General features: G+C 59.3%; 18 protein-coding genes. 9 read left to right on the plus strand and 9 right to left on the minus strand.

Translation table 11 applies throughout. The features are described from left to right. Positions 1 to 135 precede the first annotated feature (135 nt). The 5 genes from PH547_RS03845 (at position 136) to PH547_RS03865 (ending at position 5,481) form a co-directional block, all read left to right on the plus strand. Positions 136 to 1,383, plus strand: a complete 1,248-nt coding sequence (locus PH547_RS03845; protein WP_104823581.1) for a BtaA family protein — start codon at positions 136 to 138, stop codon at positions 1,381 to 1,383. Beyond that, the gene (locus tag PH547_RS03850; protein ID WP_104823582.1) at positions 1,380 to 2,054 is read left to right on the plus strand and encodes a class I SAM-dependent methyltransferase; all 675 of its coding nucleotides are present in this window, start codon (positions 1,380 to 1,382) and stop codon (positions 2,052 to 2,054) included. The genes PH547_RS03845 and PH547_RS03850 overlap by 4 nt, the downstream gene beginning before the upstream one ends. A 219-nt stretch (positions 2,055 to 2,273) precedes the next feature. After that, positions 2,274 to 3,065 carry a glycoside hydrolase family 25 protein gene (locus tag PH547_RS03855; RefSeq protein ID WP_104823583.1) on the plus strand — a complete coding sequence of 264 codons (792 nt, stop codon included), beginning with the start codon at positions 2,274 to 2,276 and terminating at the stop codon, positions 3,063 to 3,065. Positions 3,066 to 3,144: 79 nt separating this feature from the next. After that, positions 3,145 to 4,389 (plus strand): lytic murein transglycosylase, encoded by a 1,245-nt coding sequence (locus PH547_RS03860; RefSeq protein WP_104823584.1) that lies wholly within the window; start codon positions 3,145 to 3,147, stop codon positions 4,387 to 4,389. Positions 4,390 to 4,554: 165 nt separating this feature from the next. Continuing rightward, complete coding sequence (locus tag PH547_RS03865; protein ID WP_104825141.1) at positions 4,555 to 5,481, plus strand: DMT family transporter; 927 nt, start codon at positions 4,555 to 4,557, stop codon at positions 5,479 to 5,481. On the opposite strand, the gene PH547_RS03870 is transcribed toward PH547_RS03865, so the two are convergent. From PH547_RS03870 to PH547_RS03890, 5 genes are all read right to left on the minus strand, one after another. Next, entirely contained in the window at positions 5,476 to 6,366 is an 891-nt protein-coding gene (locus PH547_RS03870; RefSeq protein ID WP_158704473.1) for a hypothetical protein, read from the minus strand. The two genes, PH547_RS03865 and PH547_RS03870, sit on opposite strands and share 6 nt — an antisense overlap. Positions 6,367 to 6,840: 474 nt before the next feature. Further along, entirely contained in the window at positions 6,841 to 7,743 is a 903-nt protein-coding gene (metF, locus tag PH547_RS03875; protein WP_104823586.1) for a methylenetetrahydrofolate reductase [NAD(P)H], read from the minus strand. A gap of 1 nt (position 7,744) precedes the next feature. Continuing rightward, positions 7,745 to 8,770, minus strand: a complete 1,026-nt coding sequence (locus PH547_RS03880; RefSeq protein WP_104823587.1) for an ArsR/SmtB family transcription factor — start codon at positions 8,768 to 8,770, stop codon at positions 7,745 to 7,747. A 193-nt stretch (positions 8,771 to 8,963) separates the two neighbouring features. Then, complete coding sequence (ettA, locus tag PH547_RS03885; protein WP_104823588.1) at positions 8,964 to 10,613, minus strand: energy-dependent translational throttle protein EttA; 1,650 nt, start codon at positions 10,611 to 10,613, stop codon at positions 8,964 to 8,966. A 124-nt stretch (positions 10,614 to 10,737) separates the two neighbouring features. Then, entirely contained in the window at positions 10,738 to 11,487 is a 750-nt protein-coding gene (locus PH547_RS03890; protein ID WP_104823589.1) for a ribonuclease T2 family protein, read from the minus strand. A 170-nt stretch (positions 11,488 to 11,657) separates the two neighbouring features. Here PH547_RS03890 and PH547_RS03895 point away from each other — a divergent pair, with 170 nt between their 5' ends. From PH547_RS03895 to PH547_RS03905, 3 genes are all read left to right on the plus strand, one after another. Then, entirely contained in the window at positions 11,658 to 12,590 is a 933-nt protein-coding gene (locus PH547_RS03895) for an alpha/beta fold hydrolase (protein ID WP_285167504.1), read from the plus strand. 161 nt (positions 12,591 to 12,751) lie between these two features. Beyond that, positions 12,752 to 13,954 (plus strand): succinate--glutarate CoA-transferase, encoded by a 1,203-nt coding sequence (caiB, locus tag PH547_RS03900; protein WP_104823590.1) that lies wholly within the window; start codon positions 12,752 to 12,754, stop codon positions 13,952 to 13,954. Beyond that, positions 13,951 to 15,609, plus strand: coding sequence for a thiamine pyrophosphate-binding protein (locus PH547_RS03905; RefSeq protein WP_104823591.1), 1,659 nt, complete (start codon positions 13,951 to 13,953; stop codon positions 15,607 to 15,609). The genes caiB and PH547_RS03905 overlap by 4 nt, the downstream gene beginning before the upstream one ends. Before the next feature lie 42 nt (positions 15,610 to 15,651). On the opposite strand, the gene PH547_RS03910 is transcribed toward PH547_RS03905, so the two are convergent. The 3 genes from PH547_RS03910 to PH547_RS03920 form a co-directional block, all read right to left on the minus strand. Next, positions 15,652 to 15,996, minus strand: coding sequence for a RidA family protein (locus PH547_RS03910; RefSeq protein WP_104823592.1), 345 nt, complete (start codon positions 15,994 to 15,996; stop codon positions 15,652 to 15,654). A 93-nt stretch (positions 15,997 to 16,089) separates the two neighbouring features. Next, positions 16,090 to 16,428, minus strand: a complete 339-nt coding sequence (locus PH547_RS03915; RefSeq protein WP_028752425.1) for a protein tyrosine phosphatase family protein — start codon at positions 16,426 to 16,428, stop codon at positions 16,090 to 16,092. Positions 16,429 to 16,501: 73 nt separating this feature from the next. Next, a complete protein-coding gene (locus tag PH547_RS03920) occupies positions 16,502 to 17,341 on the minus strand; it encodes a DUF4432 family protein (RefSeq protein ID WP_285167456.1) in 840 nt (279 codons plus the stop codon). Between the two features lie 223 nt (positions 17,342 to 17,564). Between PH547_RS03920 and PH547_RS03925 the strand changes: the two genes are divergently transcribed. Then, positions 17,565 to 19,016, plus strand: coding sequence for a L,D-transpeptidase (locus PH547_RS03925; RefSeq protein WP_245463852.1), 1,452 nt, complete (start codon positions 17,565 to 17,567; stop codon positions 19,014 to 19,016). Between the two features lie 67 nt (positions 19,017 to 19,083). On the opposite strand, the gene PH547_RS03930 is transcribed toward PH547_RS03925, so the two are convergent. Then, positions 19,084 to 19,797, minus strand: coding sequence for a ParA family protein (locus PH547_RS03930; protein WP_285167457.1), 714 nt, complete (start codon positions 19,795 to 19,797; stop codon positions 19,084 to 19,086). Positions 19,798 to 19,970 lie beyond the last annotated feature (173 nt).

The following is a 19,970-nucleotide window of genomic DNA, read 5'->3' on the forward strand; positions in this document are numbered from 1 at the left end:
ACCTATCGTCGCCACAGCCTTGCAAATATCACCGTGACGGCCCTACCGGCCGGGTCTGCCAACAGTCCACGTCATCAGACTGTAGCATTGCCGGGTTACACGCGCTGAACCTGACAAATCGGTGACAAGACTCAGATGACGGAATTTGCCCCGGATGCCGGTCTCCACAAGAATCGGAAACTCAAGGACGCTCTGCTGCAACACAAGGCTCTGTCGAAGGCCGGCTTTTCGGAGCGCCTGTTCGGCATGTTGTTTTCCGGCCTTGTCTATCCGCAGATCTGGGAGGATCCGGATATCGACATGGAGGCGATGGAGCTGCAGCCGCACCACCGCATCGTCACAATCGGCTCGGGCGGCTGCAACATGCTCGCCTATCTTTCGCAGAACCCGGCTTCCATCGATGTCGTCGACCTCAATCGTCACCACATCGCGCTGAACAAGCTCAAGCTCGCCGCCTTCCGGCTGCTACCCGGACATGCCGATCTCGTGCGCTTCTTCGGCACGCCGGACGTTAGCGCCAATAGCCAGGCATACGATCAGTTCATCGCGCCGCGTCTCGATCCGGCGACCGCCGCTCACTGGGATGGCCGCGACATGTATGGCCGCCGCCGCGTCACGGTGTTCAACCGCAACATCTATAAGACCGGCCTGCTCGGCCGCTTCATCGGCGCCGCCCATGTGCTGGCCCGCCTGCACGGCGTCCGCCTCGGCAAGATGACGGAAGCCCGCACGGTCCGCGAACAGCGGCAGTTCTTCGACAACGAAATTGCGCCGATCTTCGACAAGCCGATGGTCCGCTGGCTACTCGGCCGTAAGAGCTCGCTTTTCGGCCTCGGCATCCCGCCGCAACAATATGACGAACTTGCGAGCCTCGCAGGTGACGATTCCATATCTGGCGTCCTGAAGCACCGCCTGGAAAAGCTGGCCTGCCACTTCCCGATGCGGGACAATTATTTCGCCTGGCAGGCCTTTGCGCGGCGCTATGCCTCCCAACACCAAGGCCCGTTGCCGACCTATCTGCGGCCTGAGCACTACGCCGCAATCCGCGCCAATGCCGACCGCGTCGATGTGCATCATGCCAACTTCACGGAGCTTCTGGCCTCCAAGCCCGCCGCTTCGCGCGACCGCTATATCCTGCTCGACGCCCAGGACTGGATGACCGACGAACAGCTCAACGACCTCTGGGCTGAAATTACCCGCACGGCCCGCGAAGGCGCCCGCGTCATTTTCCGCACCGCCGCCGAAAAGAGCATCATCGAAGGTCGCCTCTCCCCCGCCATTCGCGATCAGTGGGTCTATTTCGAAGAGCGCTCGCAGGAGCTTAACGTCCGCGACCGCTCGGCGATCTACGGCGGCTTCCACATCTACGGGAAAAAAGCGTGAGCCAGGCGGATACAGGTCTTCAGACAAGCTCGAAGAACCATGCCGGACTGATGGACGGCATGTACCGTTACCAGCGGCACATCTACGACCTGACCCGCAAATATTACCTCTTCGGCCGCGATCGCACCATTGCGCACCTCAACGTGCCTTTGAGCGGCTCCCTACTGGAAGTGGGTTGCGGCACCGGCCGCAACATGTTGCTGGCTCATCGTCGCTTTCCCTCGGCGAGACTCTATGGCCTCGACATCTCCCAAGAGATGCTGATTTCGGCCCGCAATAATTTTCGCGGGCTGAAACAAGTACCGGATTTCCGCGTCGCCGACGCCACTGCCTTCTCGGCTGGTGATTTCGGTGTCGACGGTTTCGATCGTGTCATGATTTCCTACGCACTCTCGATGATCCCGGACTGGAAGAGCGCGATCGATGCTTCGCTGAACGCGGTCATTCCCGGCGGCGAACTGCACATCGTCGATTTCGGCCAACAGGAGCGCCTGCCTGGTTGGTTCCGCACCATGCTGAAAGGCTGGCTGACAAAGTTCCACGTCACCCCCCGCGCCGACCTCCGCGCCGTGCTCGAAGAGCGAGTCGCGGCGCGCGGCGCGAAGCTGGTATTCGAAGAAATCGGCCGGGGTTATGCATGGAGAGCTGTCGTCATTAAGCCGGCCGCCTAGCAAAAAAAGTGGAATTCGGCACGAAATCCGCTCATGCGGCATTCCAAGTATAAGAATTTACTTGAAGATAACGCATTTTTTACGTTGATATGGTGAAAAAGTGGCAAGGGCCGGCTGACAAACAGCTTGGTCCTTTGCCTCTTTTGGATTTTGGGGACCACACATCACGGAAGCCAAGTCTTGGGGCAGCAAGATTACTCGCGCCATAACGGGATATCCATGCGCAGGCTTCTGTCATGCTTACTGCCGCTCGCCCTCCTGCTGAATAGCTGCACCATGGGTTATGACAGCTTCCAGACCGCGTCGATACCGAAGACGCGTTTCAAGGATACGAAGCCGCAGGATTTCGGTCGCGACCATCCGGAGCGCCACCCCATTCACGGCATCGACATCTCGAAATGGCAAGGCGATATCGACTGGCGGACGGTGAAGAGTTCCGGCGTCGCCTTCGCCTTCATCAAGGCGACCGAAGGCAAGGATAGGGTCGATCCCCGCTTCAACGAATATTGGCAGGAAGCCAATAGCGCCGGCATTCCGTACGCCCCCTATCACTTCTACTATTTCTGCTCGACAGCGGACGACCAGGCCGACTGGTTCATCAACAATGTGCCGAAGAATGCAATGATGCTGCCGCCGGTGCTCGACGTCGAGTGGAACGCCGAATCCAAGACCTGCCGCACCCGGCCGGATCCGCAGACGGTGCGCACAGAGATCAAGCGGTTCATGGACCGCCTGGAGGCTTATTACGGCAAGCGCCCGATCATCTATACGTCGGTCGACTTCCATCGCGACAATCTTGCCGGCTATTTCAAGGATTATCACTTCTGGGTCCGCTCGGTCGCAAAGCATCCGACGGCGACCTATGCCGATCGCTCCTGGGCATTCTGGCAATACACGTCGACAGGCGTAATTCCAGGCATCAAGGGGCCAACGGACATCAATGTTTTTGCCGGTTCCGAACAGAATTGGCACAACTGGGTGGCGGCAGTAGAGAAGCAAGGAAATTCTTGAGACTACCTGAATTTCTCTCTTGCTTCTGTCACAATCTTCTGTGAAAGCGACCCTATTCTATCAGCAAAGAGGATCGCCTATGGACCCCTATACCATTCGACGCAGCGCACTCGCGTTTGTCTTCGCTTCAGCCATGGCAAGTGTGGCAATGGCGCAGAACGCGACCCCGACCGCGGCGGCGAATGCAGGTGGAACCAATGCCCCGCAGGTGGCTTGCGGCGGTGATCTCTCTTCCTTCCTGGCCGGCGTCAAGGCCGAGGCCACCGCGGCTGGCGCGGATGCTGCGGCCGCGGACAAGACACTGGCCGGCGCGCAGATCGACCAGAAGGTCCTCGCTATGGATCGTAGCCAGGGCGTATTCCGCCAGACCTTCCTCGAATTCTCGCAGCGCACTGTCAGCCAGGCCCGCCTCGACATCGGCCGCCAGAAGATAAAGCAGTATGCCGACGTCTTCGCCAAGGCCGAGCAGGACTACGGCGTGCCGCCCGGCGTCATCACCGCCTATTGGGCGATGGAAACCGATTTTGGCGCCGTTCAGGGCAATTTCAACACCCGCAACGCGCTCGTTACTCTCTCGCACGACTGCCGGCGCCCCGAGTTTTTCCGCCCTCGTCTGATCGCATTCATTGAAATGGTGCAGCATGGCGATGCCGATCCGGAAACCACGACCGGTGCATGGGCTGGCGAAATCGGCCAGACGCAGATGCTGCCGCCCTCGATCATTGCTTTCGGTGTTGATGGCGATGGCGACGGCCACGTCAATTTGAAGACAAGCGCGCCCGACGTCATTCTGACGACGGCCCGATACATCCAAAGCCTGGGCTTCCAGCGCGGCCAACCCTGGCTGCAGGAAGTCACGGTGCCGGATAATCTGCCTTGGGAGAAATCCGGCCTGGGCGGCCCACTCACGGCCGCCGACTGGTTCCAGCTAGGCGTCAAGCCGCGCGACGGTAACACCAATTTCGGTTCCCTGGCGGCCGCCCTCATCCTGCCGCAGGGCCGCAAAGGCCCGGCTTTCCTGACCTATCCGAACTACAACGCCTATCTGGAATGGAACCAGTCGTTCATCTACACGACGTCCGCAGCCTATTTCGCCACACGTTTTGCTGGCGCTCCAACCTATAACAAAGGCACACCGGAAGCGGGGCTGAACGATGTCGATATGAAAGCGCTTCAAACCAAGCTTTCGGCACGCGGCTACGATGTCGGCAAGATAGACGGTATTCTCGGCTCGGGCACGCGCGTCGCCGTTCAAAAAGAACAGTTTCGCCTCGGCCTTCCCGCTGACGGCTGGGCGACACAATCATTGCTGAACGCGCTTTAAGGGCGATTGCCTTGCCATGGAAGGCGGCCGCTGGCCGCCTTTTTCGTTTTTGCACCTGCAACTATCAGATGATTTTCCGGGTATCCGATCGAGGCTCGGCAAGAAACGGGTGGAAAGCGCCTCTGATTTCGTCAAAATAAACTCAAAATGGCGGAGGTGCAGCGGATGAACACCAGCAATGGCATGAACGCACTGACCTGGAGCCTGCTGTTGGCGCTCGGCTTGATCTGGGGCGGTTCATTCTTCTTCGCCCGCATCGCCGTCCATTATGTGCCGCCGTTTACGCTGGTCTTCCTTCGCTTGTCGCTCGCGGCAATAGCGCTGCATGCCTACATTGCCGGTCGTTTCGCAATCTATGATTTGCTGCGAACCCATTGGCGGCAGTTCCTATTGCTGGGCTTGATCAACAACGCCGTGCCGCATGCGCTGATCTTCGTCGGTCAAACCCAGATGGGTGCGGGGCTCGCATCCATTCTGAACGCAACGACGCCGATCTGGACCGTATTGATCGGCAATCACTTCACCACCGACGAGCGGCTGACCTCCGCCAAGCTCGCCGGCTGCTTGACAGGGCTCGCCGGCACGATCGTGCTGCTCGGCCCAAGCGTGGCGAGTGGAGCCGAAGTTCCGCTCTGGGCGCTGCTGCTGCCAATCCTTGCCGCGATCTCCTACGGTTTCGCCGCGATCTATGCCAAGCGTTTCAAAGGCATGGCGCCGCCCGTTATCGCAGCAGGTCAACTGACCTGCTCCGCGGCGCTCATACTGCCGATGGCTCTTTTGCTGGATCAACCTTGGACATTGGCCACGCCACCAGCCAGCGCCCTCGCCGCCATTCTCGGCATGGCGCTGTTGTCGACGGCCTTCGCCTATATCCTCTATTTCCGCATCATGGCGCTCGCCGGCGCCACCAACGCCTCGCTGGTGACCCTGCTCGTACCGCCAAGCGCCATTCTCCTCGGCTTTCTCTTCCTCGGCGAACGCCTGGGACTGACGGAAATTGCCGGCATGCTGCTGATCGGCACAGGCCTGCTCATTCTCGACGGGCGGCTTTTCGCACGCCTGCGACCGAACGCGGGAACGGGTGACCTATAATTCGGCCGCAACGGCCCGCCGGACCAATCTGCCAAGCACTGACGGCACGATCAGGAAAAACGCGAAATAAAGGGTGGTCAGCACCGGCACCAAATAGACGACGGCACTCTCGTCTGGAGAAAGACTGCCGAGATAGCCGAGGGCGGCCCAGATGATGGCCAGAGCCAGACAAGCGAACAGCCAGAGACGCCACAGATGCCCCTGTCGCAGCCTTTCGGCGCGCATGAAGGGCGCGATTGCCGGAGCGAGCATGGCGCCAAACATCAACAGCAAACCACCAAGCTTATTCTCCGTCGCGCGCAACAACGCATAGAACGGGAGAAGATACCAGGGCGACACGATCTGAAACGTATCTTCCGTCGGCAAATCGGGAAGGCTGAACAGACGGTTCATCGTCAGACCGAAAGCAATGCCGGAGACCACCGCCGCGACGCCAACCACGGCAAGGAAAATCATGATCCGACGCCAGGAGTGCCTTTGCCAGGTCGCATGATGCATGACGCCCAGATCGACGATCAGGAGCGCAAGCGACAGCACGATCTTGCAATCATAGCCCGTCACGGACCAGGCAGCCATGATGTTGCCAATCAACGGGAATTGCGCCAGCCAGAACTCCAACTGTCCCCAAGGCACCAGAAAGGAGAGGAAGGGTACCAGTTCCGACATCACCCAAACGCCGATCAGCAGGACCCACGGCACTTTCCGCCAGGCTGAGAAATCGCCGATATAGATCGAAAAACCGATATGGATGAACAGCGCCAGATAAAATGTGCCGGTCAAGCTCAGCGCGCCGTTTCGCGCCGGAAGAAGCAAGCCGGCCAATACGACAAGAACGAGGAAAAGACCGATATCGTGCGCTCGCGACCGATTTATCTCATCGCTCATGACGCACTTCACCCACCCTTTCCACTGCCGGCGAATATCCCAGATTAACCGATTCATGCCTCAGCAAAAGACATCCGCCTTAATCTTGTTCACAGCTAAATTAACGATGCATTAAATTTCGTGAACGCCACACCTTTATAGTTTTCGCATTAAAAACAATCACTTGCCACGATATCTCGATTCAAAACCTGCGCAACCTACCGCGTCGCAGCATCGAATTCGCTTTCCAAGCGACACATTTTTGACATAGGCTCTAACAGTTGACTAAGGAGGAAGACATGGGATTGACGCGATCCATCAACGTCCTAGTGGTCAGTGCAGCGTTCCTATTCGTTTTGACGATGCTTTTCATCTGACGAAATAGCGACAGTGCAGGAAACCGAACTCCTGAAAGCGAACAAAACACCTATTCCATTTAAAAAGCGCATGCCGGAAACCGACATGCGCTTTTTCATGTTCACACCCCAGATCTTGTCAGGCGGCGGCGCCGGCACGCGCATCTGCCCTGCGCTGTATGCCCAATCGCTCAAGAACGGCCGAGACCAGCGGCGAGCGGTTCATCGTATAGAGATGAAACTCATGAATGCCGCGACGAACCAGGTCCTCGATCTGCTCCGCGGCGACATCCGCAGCGACATTGGCCCGCTTGTCGGCCTGCTCGTCCAAGCCGTCAAAACGCTCGTCCAGCCAGGAAGGAATGTTGGTGCCGCAGGCGCCGGCAAACCGCTTTAATTGCGTCAAGTTCTGGATCGGCATGATACCCGGCACGACGGGAATCTTGATACCGGCGGCACGGACGCGGTCGTGATAACGTTCAAACGCGTCATTGTCGAAGAAGAACTGGGTCAGCGCCCTGTTGGCGCCGTTATCGGCCTTGCGCTTCAGCATGTCGATATCGGCTGCTGTATCACGGCTCTCCGGATGTTTCTCCGGATAGGCGGAGACGGAAATATCGAAATCGCCGCGCTCGCGTAGTGCCAATACCAGCTCGGCCGCATTGGCGTAGCCGCCCGGATGCGGCTGGTAGGCGGAGCCGACCCCGCCCGGCGGGTCGCCACGCAACGCCACGAAACGGCGGGTGCCGGCGGCGAGCAAATCGTCGATGACACGATGCGTTTCCTCGCGCGTTGCCCCCACGCAGGTCAGATGCGAAGCAGTCGAGAACGGCGTCTCGTGGATCATCCGACGCACGGCAGACAATGTCGGCGCCTTGGTCGAACCACCCGCGCCATAGGTAACCGAGACAAAATCCGCGTCCCATTCGGCCAGATCAGCCACCGTGTTCCACAATTGCGTCTCGGCTTCGTCCGATTTCGGCGGGAAGAATTCGAAGGAAATACGAATGCCACGCTGGCCGTTTTCAGTCTTTGAAGGCATATCAAGCTCTCCCGGCAAGAATGGGGGACGATTGGCGATCCTGCCCGGCGGCGATCAGCAGCCGCGGGTCGCGCGCCAGCCAGATCGTGACCGTCAGCGCTTGACCGCCTTCCTTCCCCGAATGAAGGTCCTGCACCTGTTCGACATCAAGCCCTGCCATTTTCAACCATTCCGATATGGTCTGATGCGAGAAACCGAGTCTCAGATGCGCATGTTCGTCGCGTAGATATTCCAGCCCGTGCGGCGCAAGATCGATGATCACCAGCCGGCCGCCGGGCCTGAGCATTCGCGCCGCCTCGTTAATGGCAATCTCCGGCTGGTCGAGGAAATGCAGCACCTGATGGATGGTAATCAGGTCGAAATCCTGCGCCTCGAGCGGCAGGTTGAAAATGTCGCCATGCCGCACGGAAGCGGCGGTGATGTTTGAGCGGTCGAGATTGGCGCGCGCCACGGCCAACATGTCACGGCTGGCGTCGATGCCGACCGCGCGGCGATAATGACCCGCCAACAATTGCAGCATACGGCCCGTGCCGGTGCCTAGATCCAGGAAAGAGTCGATCTGCTGCGGACCAATCAAGTCGATCAGCGCCTTGTCGACATCCTCGTCGGCCACATGCAGTCGGCGAAGCTCGTCCCATTCCGCAGCGTTGCGGCTGAAATAGGCCTGTGCCCGTTCCGCACGGACACGCTTGACGGCAGAAAGCCGCTCGCCATCCCGCAGCAACACCGGATCGTTTTCAGCCGTGTGGCGGAGAAGCGTGCGCACGAGGACGACCGCCTTGCCTTCCTGCTTCAGACGGAAATAGGCCCAGGCACCCTCCTGATAGCGGTCGATCAGGCCGGCCTCGCCGAGCAGCTTCAGATGGCGGGAAATGCGGGGCTGCGACTGGCCGAGAATTTCGGTAAGATCCGTCACGGTGAGATCGCCAGCCGCAAGAAGCGCCAGCAGACGTAACCGCGTCGGCTCGCCGGCCGCCTTCAGTATGTCCACCAGATCATCCAAACCGAATTTCACGAGATCCGTCATCCAGCACCCAATCAAGATATAAAGATATCTTTATGTGATTTGCATTCGATCTGCAAGACCCAATTGCTGGCTGGGAGAATTCGACGTCGGAAATCTGTTAGGTTTTGTCGACCGGGGAATATGCGCTTCCTGACCTACGGCAAAGAAAAACCCCGGACTTGCCGGGGCTCTCCATGACAGAAAGACAGCAAACTTATCGTGTCAGGCGCTTGTGCGCCTGGCTGCCCGGATTGAGAGCATCGGGGCCGAGGCGGCGGATCTTGTCTTGCTCGTAATCTTCGAAATTGCCTTCGAACCATTCAACATGGCCTTCGCCTTCAAAGGCCAGAATATGCGTGGCCAGGCGGTCGAGGAACATGCGATCATGGCTGATGATGATGGCGCAGCCAGCGAAGTTTTCGAGCGCGCTTTCCAGCGCCCCCAGCGTTTCCGTATCGAGGTCGTTGGTCGGTTCGTCGAGCAGAAGCACGTTGCCGCCAGCCTTCAGCATCTTGGCCAAGTGAACGCGGTTGCGCTGACCGCCGGAGAGATTGCCGACCTTCTGCTGCTGGTCGCCGCCCTTGAAGTTGAAGGCACCGCAATAGGCGCGCGAGTTCATGTCGAACTTGCCGAGCTTGATGATTTCGGCGCCGCCGGAGATTTCCTCCCATACGGTCTTATTGCCGTCAAGCGCGTCGCGGCTCTGGTCGACATAGCTGAGATGCACTGTCTCGCCGATGCGGATCGAGCCGGAATCCGGCTTTTCCTGCCCGGTAATCATCTTGAACAGGGTCGTCTTGCCGGCGCCGTTCGGGCCGATGATGCCGACGATGCCGCCCGGCGGCAGCTTGATCGACAGATCGTTGACCAGCGTGCGACCTTCGAAGCCCTTGGTGATGCCCTCCATCTCGATCACCACCTGGCCGAGACGCTCGCTGACCGGAATGATGATCTGCGCATCACCGGGGCGCTGATTTTCGGCAGCATCGACTAGCTGTTCGTAAGCGTTGATACGCGCCTTGGACTTGGCTTGACGGGCCTTGGGGCTGGAGGCGATCCATTCCTGTTCGCGGCTGATTGCCTTCTGACGGCCAGCTTCTTCCCGGGCTTCCTGCAGCATGCGCTTGGCTTTGGCCTGCAGATAAGCGGAATAATTGCCTTCGTAGGGAATGCCACGACCGCGGTCGAGTTCGAGAATCCAGCCGGTAACATTGTCGAGGAAGTAACGGTCGTGGGTGATCATCATCACGGCACCCGGATAGTCGCGCAGGTGCTTTTCCAGCCAGGCGATGGTCTCGGCGTCGAGATGGTTGGTCGGTTCGTCGAGCAGCAGCAGGTCCGGCTGCGAGAGAAGCAAGCGGCAAAGCGCGATACGGCGGCGCTCACCGCCGGAAAGGCTGGTGACTTCGGCATCGCGCGGCGGGCAGCACAATGCTTCCATCGCCATCTCGACCTGGCTTTCCAGATCCCAGAGATTCTGGCTGTCGATGATATCCTGGAGTTTGGCGCCCTCGTCCGCCGTCTCGTCGGAATAGTTCATCATCAATTCGTTGTAGCGATTGAGGATTTCGGTTTTCTTGGCAACGCCTTCCATGACGTTTTCGAACACCGTCTTGTTGGGATCGAGCTGAGGCTCCTGCGCCAGGTAGCCGATAGTGGCGCCTTCGGCCAACCAGGCTTCGCCAGTATATTCCTTGTCGAGGCCGGCCATGATGCGCAGCACGGTCGACTTACCGGCACCGTTCGGGCCGAGAATGCCGATCTTGGCGTCGGGATAAAAAGAGAGATGAATATTTTCGAGGATCTTCTTGGCGCCATAGGCCTTATTTAGACCGGCCATATGATAGATGAACTGACGTGCCATAGCTTGGGTTACTCCACGGGCGGATACATTGCGAATTGTGCCGCTATGTAGGCGAAACCCCGCCCTCGGGCAACGGAGAAACCTTGTCCGAGGGCATTTATCGCGCCGAGCCGCCTGCTGGGTGTCAGAAACCCGCTGCGTCCACCACGCCCTGATCGCAGCCGAACGATGTGCTGCCGGCGCCCTGGATCAATTGCTCGAGTCGCGGCTCGTTTCCTTCCGACGGCTGAATAGCGTCTTCCGACAAGCCGATCGTCAGTTCCGAGATCACCCGCACCTTGCCGACTTGGCGGCAGCTCATCTTCACGCGGCCACTGGCGCCCTCGCCAAAACTTTTGTCGAAAGCAGCCTTGATGGTTTCGGCATCGAGCGTCTTGCCGATATTCTGCGCGAAAAGATCGCGCACAGCGGACGCATTGAGTTCATTGATCAACCCCACCGCAGTCCCGAAATAATCATCGGCGCTGAGCTTGGTGCAACTGCCGTGTTTGATCCACTCATGCCGCTCCAGACCGGATTGCGTGCCGGGCATGACTTTGTCCAGCGCGGCCTTGGTTTCCGCCGAGAGTTGAACAGCCGGCAGGTCTTTCCAGTCCCGGCCGCGATCGGACTGCTTCAGATCATCGGAAACGTCGCAATATTCCTGCCGCATCGGCCAGAGGCCGTGTAGTGAAAAGTTCTTGGCGTCAAAATTATTCGCTGATTGATTTCGGCATTCCGCCTTCTTTTGGTTCGTCGCGCAGAACGCGGGTTCCCAACTCGCCGCCAGAATAAAGCGCGTCCGTCCATGGCTATTCTCCTCAGCCACGGCACTCGTCGCCATCACCACCGCAGTCAGAACCGCAACTGCAAACCTTTGAAGCCAAGGCTTCATTTCATACCTCCAAAATAGAACAATATGAGAACAAATAAGCAGTTTGATTTGCCGCACGCAACCCTGAATCGCAAAAACCACGAAGATTTATTTCTGTGAGCTTCCCTCGCCGTCCATTGCAATCCCGCCGGCGATGACCTTTCGTCCCACATGGGGAGGAAACACGCATGATGTTTGCCGAAACGAGGCATTTGCATAGTCCGACGGGCGCGACGCTCGCCTATCATCATGCGCCGGCAGATGGCGCCGCGCGTGGCATGCTTCTCGTCAGCCACGGTCTTGCCGAACATTCCCGTCGCTATGAACGCTTCGCCGCAGCGATGGCAGCGCGCGGCTTTCATGTCTATGCTCACGATCATCGCGGCCACGGCGAGACAAAAGCTGTCGATGCGCCACTCGGCCGCTTCGCAAGGCGCAATGGTGTCGATGCGGTCATTGCCGATGTGCTGGCGATGCGCGAGCTTGCCGCAACCGCCCATCCCGGCCTGCCGATCATTCTCTTCGGCCACTCCATGGGCGGGCTGATCAGCCTCAACGTAGCCGTGACGCATCCCGACAAGTTCGATGCCGTCACCGTTTGGAACTCGAATTTCAACCCTGGTCTCGCCGGGCGCGCGGCGCAGATCATCCTGAAGGCAGAACGCATGCTGAAGGGGTCCGATGTCCCGAGCGGGCTGTTGCCGAAGCTGACCTTCGGCGCCTGGGGCCAATCGATCGCCAACCGCCGCACCGAATTCGATTGGCTATCCCGTATTCCCGAAGAGGTGGATAAGTACATTGCCGACCCGCTCTGCGGCTTCGATGCCTCGGTGTCGCTGTGGCTGGATATTTTCGAACTGACCTTCCGTGCACCACAAAGGGATCACCTCGATAGGCTTCGGCGCGACATGCCGATCCATCTTATCGGCGGCAGGCATGACCCGGCGACGAACAATGGAAAAGCAATTTCCTGGCTGTCAGATCATTTGAAAAAGGCCGGCTTCTCGCATACCACCATGACCATCTATCAGGACATGCGGCATGAGACTCTGAACGAGATCGGTGCGGCCACAACCATTTCGGATTTTGCCGACTGGTGTCAGCAAGTGACGGCAAAGGACTGATTCCCAAAGGAATGTTTGAATAAATGCCACCGGCGGTTCCCTGCCCCGTTTGCATCAACCGAAGCCTCCATATTCTCTGGCGCGAGCGGCGCTTTGCTTCCGGGCCGGTATCCGATACATCTGAGAACACTTTCGTGCCGTAGCCGCCCATCGGGACCGATATGACCGATAATAAAACCAAGAAACCACCCCTTTCCGGCATTCGTGTCATCGAACTCGCCCGCGTTCTTGCCGGCCCCTGGGCAGGGCAGATGCTGGCCGATCTCGGCGCCGATGTCATTAAGGTCGAGAACCCGGATGGAGGCGACGATACGCGCCAATGGGGTCCGCCTTTCGTCGAAGGCAAGGATGGGAAAAACCTGTCCGCCGCCTATTACCACTCCGCCAATCGCGGCAAACGTTCCGTTGTCGCTGATCTGAAGACCGAAGAGGGCCAGGCCCTTGTTCGGCGGCTGGTCATAACCGCCGATGTGCTGATCGAGAATTTCAAGCTGGGCGGCCTCGTCAAATATGGACTCGACTACGGGAGCCTGCGGAAGATCAATCCAAAACTGGTCTATTGCTCGATCACCGGCTTCGGCCAGACCGGTCCCTATGCCGGTCTCGCAGGCTATGACTATATCGTCCAGGGCATGTCCGGCTTCATGTCGATTACCGGCGAGCCAGATGGGCAGCCGATGAAGGCGGGTGTCGCGATCGCCGATATCTTTACCGGAATCTATGCCGTCTCCGCGATCGAAGCAGCCCTCATCCATGCGCTGAAGACCGGCGAAGGTCAGCTTGTCGACATGGCGCTGCTCGACGTGCAATCCGCCGTGCTTGCCAATCAGAACATGAACTACCTGATCTCCGGCAAGGCTCCCACTCGCCTTGGCAATGCGCATCCCAATATCTCGCCCTATGAGGTCGTGCCGACGGCCGATGGCTACCTGATCCTTGCTGTCGGCAATGACGGGCAGTTCCGCCGCCTCTGCACGATTCTCGGCATCGACGAGCAGGCAAATGATGAGCGCTACGCAACCAACAAGGCGCGCGTCGCCCATCGCCACGACGTCCGCGCTTTCATCTCGGCGAAAACGCTTTCCTGGAAAAAGGCGGATCTGCTGAAAGCCTGCGAGGACAATGCCGTGCCGGCCGGCGCGATCAATACGATCGAAGACATGTTCGCCGACCCGCAGATTGAGGCTCGCGGCCTGCGGATCGACCTCGAGGATGCCGCAGGCACCGTCATCCCGAGCGTACGGACGCCGGTCGTCTTGTCGGAAACGCCGCTGACCTATACGCGGCCAAGCCCGCGCCTTGGTGAACATCAGGAGGAGGTTCTCGCCGAATTGGCGGAACTGGAAGGAAGGGCGAAACCATGAAACGCACCGGCGGCCAGCTTATCGTCGAAGCCCTCAAGGCAAATGGCGTGCAGCGCATCTCCTGCGTTCCCGGCGAAAGCTTTCTGGCCGTGCTCGATGCGCTGCATGACAGCGACATCGATGTGCTGGTCTGCCGCCAGGAGGGCGGCGCGGCGATGATGGCGGACGCCTGGGGTCGGCTGACGGGTGAGCCCGGCATCTGCATGGTCACCCGCGGGCCGGGGGCGACCAATGCCTCGGCCGGCCTGCATATTGCCCGACAGGATTCGATCCCGCTAATCCTCTTCATCGGCCAGGTACAGCGCGATGCCCGCGAGCGCGAGGCCTTCCAGGAGGTGGAGTTCCGCCGCGCCTTCACCGAATTCGCCAAATGGGTCGGCGAGATCGACGATGCCGCCCGCATTCCGGAATTCGTCACCCGCGCCTTCGCGGTGGCCACTTCGGGCCGGCCCGGCCCCGTCGTGCTGACACTACCCGAGGACATGCTGCGCGACGAGGTCGAAGCCCCACATGCCAAGCGCTACATGCCGGTCGCTGCCCATCCCGGCCGCAGCCAGATCGATGATCTCCATTTGCGCCTGATCGCAGCGGAACGGCCAATGGTTATCCTCGGCGGCACGCGCTGGGACGAGGACGCGGTCGCTAACCTCCGGAGCTTCGCCGAACGCTTCAAGCTGCCCGTCGGCTGCTCCTTCCGTCGGCAAATGCTGTTCGATCATCTGCATCCGAATTATGCCGGCGATGTCGGTATCGGTATCAACCCCGCGCTGGCGAAGGAGATCAAGGAAGCCGACCTGCTGATCCTTCTCGGCGGACGCCTTTCCGAGATGCCATCGTCCGGCTACACACTGGTCGATATCCCCTACCCGCACCAACAACTCGTCCACATCCATCCCGATCCGTCGGAGCTCGGCCGGGTCTATCGTCCGGATCTGGCGATCTGCGCAAGCCCCGCCGACTTCGTGGTGGCAATCGCCGATCTCGAAGCACCGGCGGAACCGCGTTGGGCAGAGCGGACGGAGCGCATGCACGCGGCCTATCTCGCCTGGTCGAAAACGCCGGAAAAGAGCCCTGGTGCCGTGCATATGGGCCGGATCATGGATTGGATCGAGGCCAATACCGCGCCCGATACGGTCTTCACCAATGGTGCCGGCAATTACGCCACCTGGCTGCACCGCTTCCATCGTTTTCGCCGCTTCAACACTCAGGCGGCCCCGACTTCGGGCTCGATGGGTTATGGCTTGCCGGCCGCGGTTGCCGCCAAGCAGCTCTTTCCTGAGCGCGAGGTGATCTGCTTTGCAGGTGACGGCTGCTTCATGATGCACGGACAGGAATTCGCAACCGCCGTGCAATATCATCTGCCTTTGATTGCGCTGGTCATCAACAACGGCATGTATGGCACCATCCGCATGCACCAGGAGCGGGAATATCCCGGCCGCGTCAGCGCTACAGCATTGAACAATCCGGATTTCGCAGCCTTTGCCCGCGCCTACGGCGGCCATGGCGAAACGGTGAAGACTACCGAGGAATTCGGCCCAGCCTTTGAACGCGCCCGCGCCAGCGGCAGGCCGGCGATCATCGAAATCGTCCTCGATCCCGAGGCCATCACGCCCTCACGGACCCTGACGGAAATTTCGCAATCGAAAAGCCGATGAGTGCGAACTCACCGGCTTTTCAAAAATGCATCGAAGCTCAGATCAGTCGATCGCAGCGGTGACGATGAACTCGACCTTGTATTTCGGCGCAGCGAGCTTAGCTTCGCTGGTGGCGCGGGCTGGCGTGTTTGCCGGATCGACCCAGGCTTCCCAGGCGGCGTTCATTTCGGCGAAATAGGCGATGTCGGAGAGGTAGATGATCGTCTGCAGAATCTTCGACTTGTTGCTTCCGGCGGCGGCCAGCAGGCGGTCGACTTCGGCCAGCGCCGACTTGCACTGATCCGTGACGCTTTCGCCTTCACCAACCTGGCCGGCGAGGTAAACGGTGTTGCCGTGAATAACAGCGCCGCTCATACGGGCTCCGGCGTCGATACGCTTGATGCTCATGCTTCTCTCCTGATGTTGTTCAGTGACGGGTAACAAACCGGGCGCCACCCATCGGCAGCGCCCTCAATCTCTTGCGTGTTTGGCGGTAGTCGCTCAGCCGCGGATATGATGCGTCTTCTGATAGATCGCGGTCGAGCGCGCGCCGGAACGGCAATAGCCGAGCATCGGCCGCGGGAATTCGTCGAGCGCGTCGACCATGCCCTGCACGGCTTCTTCGGTTACACCCATCGGCCCAACGGGCACATGCGCGATTTCAAGGCCAAGCTCCTTGGCGCGGGCTTCAATGACAGAAAACGGCGTCTGATCCGGGCTCTCATTGTCCGGACGATGGCAGACGATTGAGTTGAAACCCATGGCCTTGATCTGATCGAGATCCTCCAGGGTGATCTGGCCGGAAACCGAGTATTCGTCATCGATCGGGCGGATATCCATGGTTCATTTCCTCTGTGAAACCGAGGGCCATGGTCTACGCCGCCATAGGGCAAGCGTCAACCGCTCAAGCCCTTCAGACGAAGGCAAAGTTGAGTGCGAAACTCCTGGCTTCCCCGGGCTGAAGAATATTGAATTCACCCGCCTCCTCCAGCTCGCCGCGCGATGCCAGGCGATGCGAAACGGGCTCGATTCCGAGGACGTGCGCCGGCGCGCGCTGGTTGCGCCAGACCTGCAGGAACGGCAGCGTATCCGTGCCGAATCGAACCCGCAGCGATTTGCCGCCAATGGCGGCGATCGGCCCGAGGCACACTTCGGACCAATCCTCGCCCTTCGCCGTCGCCGGCACGCAGAAAAGACCGCCCTTTTCCTCGCCGAAGGTCCATGGGAAACCGCCGTTCTCCAGCATCTGGCCAGAGAGGCGCACGCCGTCATCGAACCATTTGCCACCAATATTCATGTGATACATCAGGAAGACCGGCATCGCCTCGATGCTGGTGTTGACGACACGGTCGTTAAGCGAAACCTCGCCGGTCGCGCCGTCGATGCGCCAATGACGCTCCAGCCGTGCCGTGCGGCGTTCGGCGGTGACGATATCGATATCGGCGCGGCACTCCGCATTGCCGTTCTCGGATCGGGTCCATAGGATCTTGGCGGGATGCGAGGAGACAGAGCCGTGCAGCGGATAGCGCTTGCCCTCGAAAGCGTCAGACATTGGCTCCGGATGGCGGATATGATCCGAACCGCAGGTAAAGAGAAAGCCCTCCAGCGAATGATCGATGCGCGGGTCGCCATCATCCGGAATGGCGCGGCCGGGCGCAAGATTGTTGCCGTCGACGATGCAGGCGCCGATGTCCAGCACGGAGTTCTCATCCAGCGTCAGCTTCGGTCCCTTGGCTGCGGCGAAATCCATCATCTCCTGCAATCCTCCCTAGCGGCTCCCCGGCCATCCCATCAAAAATGGCTCCAAAATGGGACAAATCCAGATTTAGTGGTGGTTTGTCTTACCGAACGTTAACTTGACGCCTTGATCACACAAATTTTTATCTTTTATTCAGCATGATAATCTTAAATTCCACACTGGCGTCAAAATTGCCATGTGTGTGTCGGCTCAGCCATCACCCGAGGATTCGACAGACGTGAACCGGTTCCTGAAATTCAGCCTTACTTTGGCTCTGACTGCCGCGACCTCTGCCCTCGCGCTGAACAATGCGCAGGCACAATATTATCACGGCGGGAACGACGTGGTTCTTGTGACCCCTGACGGACGAATCCTTGATCAATATCCGAACCAAGGCAGCGTAACCGTCGCCCGCGACGGGCGCGGCCATCGCGTGCTGATCGATCGCTACGGCAACGTCGTCGCTACCGAGATGCGCGCCAGCACTTATTACCCCCGCGCGCCTCGCCGCGACGCCTACAATGACGATGGCTATGGCGACGGCAACCGATATGGCGACACGCAGCTTTCCAACAATGGCGGCTACCGCGACTATCGCCAGTATCGCGGCGATGATGGTGGCTATGTCGACAATGGCTATGATCAGCAGGATCGCGGTGTCGTCACCAGCGGCATTCCGCGCGACGGCGAAATCCAGAGCGAGCCGCTCGACAATCAATCGCTGCCGGGCGGACAAGCCACACAGAATCCGAATGGCGCCGACTACGCGTCGATCGATCCGCAGGAACAGGCACCTGCTATCGAACGCAAGCCGCCTGCTGAGCCCGTCATCACGCTGAAGGGCAAGTCGAAGGTGGAGATCACCGCGCTGGAGGTCTTCCTCTCTCGCCAGGGCATTTCGCCGGGCGCGATCGATGGCCGCATGGGCGCCAATGTCACCAAGGCGGTCTACGCCTACCAGCAGATGACTGGTCAGACGCTGAACCCGAACGACACGGATTCGATCCTCGAACAACTGCGCTTATCGGGCGGCATGCCGATCATCAACTATACGATCACGCCTGCCGATGCCGCTGGCCCCTATGTCGCATCGATCCCTGAAGACTATGCCGAGAAGGCACAGATGCCGTCGCTCGGCTATACCTCGACCACGGAAATGCTGGCCGAACGTTTCCATATGGATGAAGGCTATCTGAAGGAACTCAATCCCGGCGTCGACTTCACGGTTCCCGGCACCACGATCAAAGTGGTCAACACCGGCCCGGGCAAGACCGGCACCGTTGCCAAGATTCTGGCCGACAAGGGCCGCAAGCAGGTTTTCGCCTATGACGCCAGCGGCGCGCTGATTGCCGCCTACCCCGCCAGCATTGGCTCGACCGACACGCCGTCGCCCTCCGGCACGGTCACGGTCGAGCGCGTCGCTTTCAATCCGGGCTACACGTACAATCCGAAGATCAACTTCAAGCAGGGCGCCAACGACAAGATCCTCGACATTCCGCCCGGCCCGAATGGCCCGGTCGGTCTTGTTTGGATGGCGCTATCGAAACCGACCTACGGCATTCACGGCACCCCGGACCCTTCCAAGATTGGTAAGTCGCAGAGCCACGGCTGCGTGCGCCTGACCAACTGGGATGCGACCGAACTTGCCAAGATGGTCAAGCCCGGCGTAGTCGTCGAATTCGTCGATTGATCGCATTTGAGCAAATGATAAGGCCGCCGGATGAGCCATCCGGCGGCCTTTTTATTGTGAAAGCTTGCTAGGCCGCGGTGCGGATCGCCTCATGAACAGCGCTGCGGGCCGAAGCCGTCAGCCGCGCCGGCAAGAGCCGCATCATTTCCTCGGCGAAGGCGCGGGCATTTTCCTGAGCCTTGTCGAGATTGCTGACCCGGTTCGGATCCATGGTATAGAGCGTGCCGCCGCAATCGAAGATATCGCGGAAAGCGGAGCGTTCGATGATCGGCGTTTCTAAAACCGTGACACTGCGCTGAGACAACAACGCTTTCACCACCTGCAGCGCTCTGGTCGTCACCATCGAATTCACGCGGGTCAGAACGACCGAATGATTGATGTGAATGCCGGCTTTCTGTTCCATATATTGCAGTAGCTCCAGCACCTGCGCGCCGCCCCGCGCATCCATCGCACAGCCTTGGATCGGAATGAGCACATGATCGGAGAGACCGAGCGCCGTTGCCAACAGCGGCGTGCGGGCACCCGGCAGATCCAGGATGAAGTAATCCGTCGCACTGTTCTCGGAAAGATGTATCGGCAGGGACGCGCTCGTCACGAAATCGATGACGGAAATATTGGGAACACGGCCGGAGATTTCGTACCAGTGCGAAATCCAGTGCTGCGGATCAGCGTCAAGAATGGTGACGCGATAACCGCGTCGCGCCAGCTCCGTGGACAACAGCAAGACCGCCGTCGTCTTCCCTGCGCCACCCTTCGTATTTGCAAATGTGATAACTGGCATTGTCGGTCTCCGGCAAGATGGCGGTGAGCACGAACATCGCTCATTTCAGCACCGTCTGAGTCATTGGTGCGATTAACGTATTGTTTCGAAATATGGTTAACAAAGCCCTAATGGCGCTTGTCGCGCGTTAAGATATCGCGTCGGCGAGGGCCTAGCAGGCTACACCATCGGCA

It is taken from the genome of Rhizobium cerradonense (genome assembly GCF_030182455.1).
Lineage (GTDB): Bacteria > Pseudomonadota > Alphaproteobacteria > Rhizobiales > Rhizobiaceae > Rhizobium.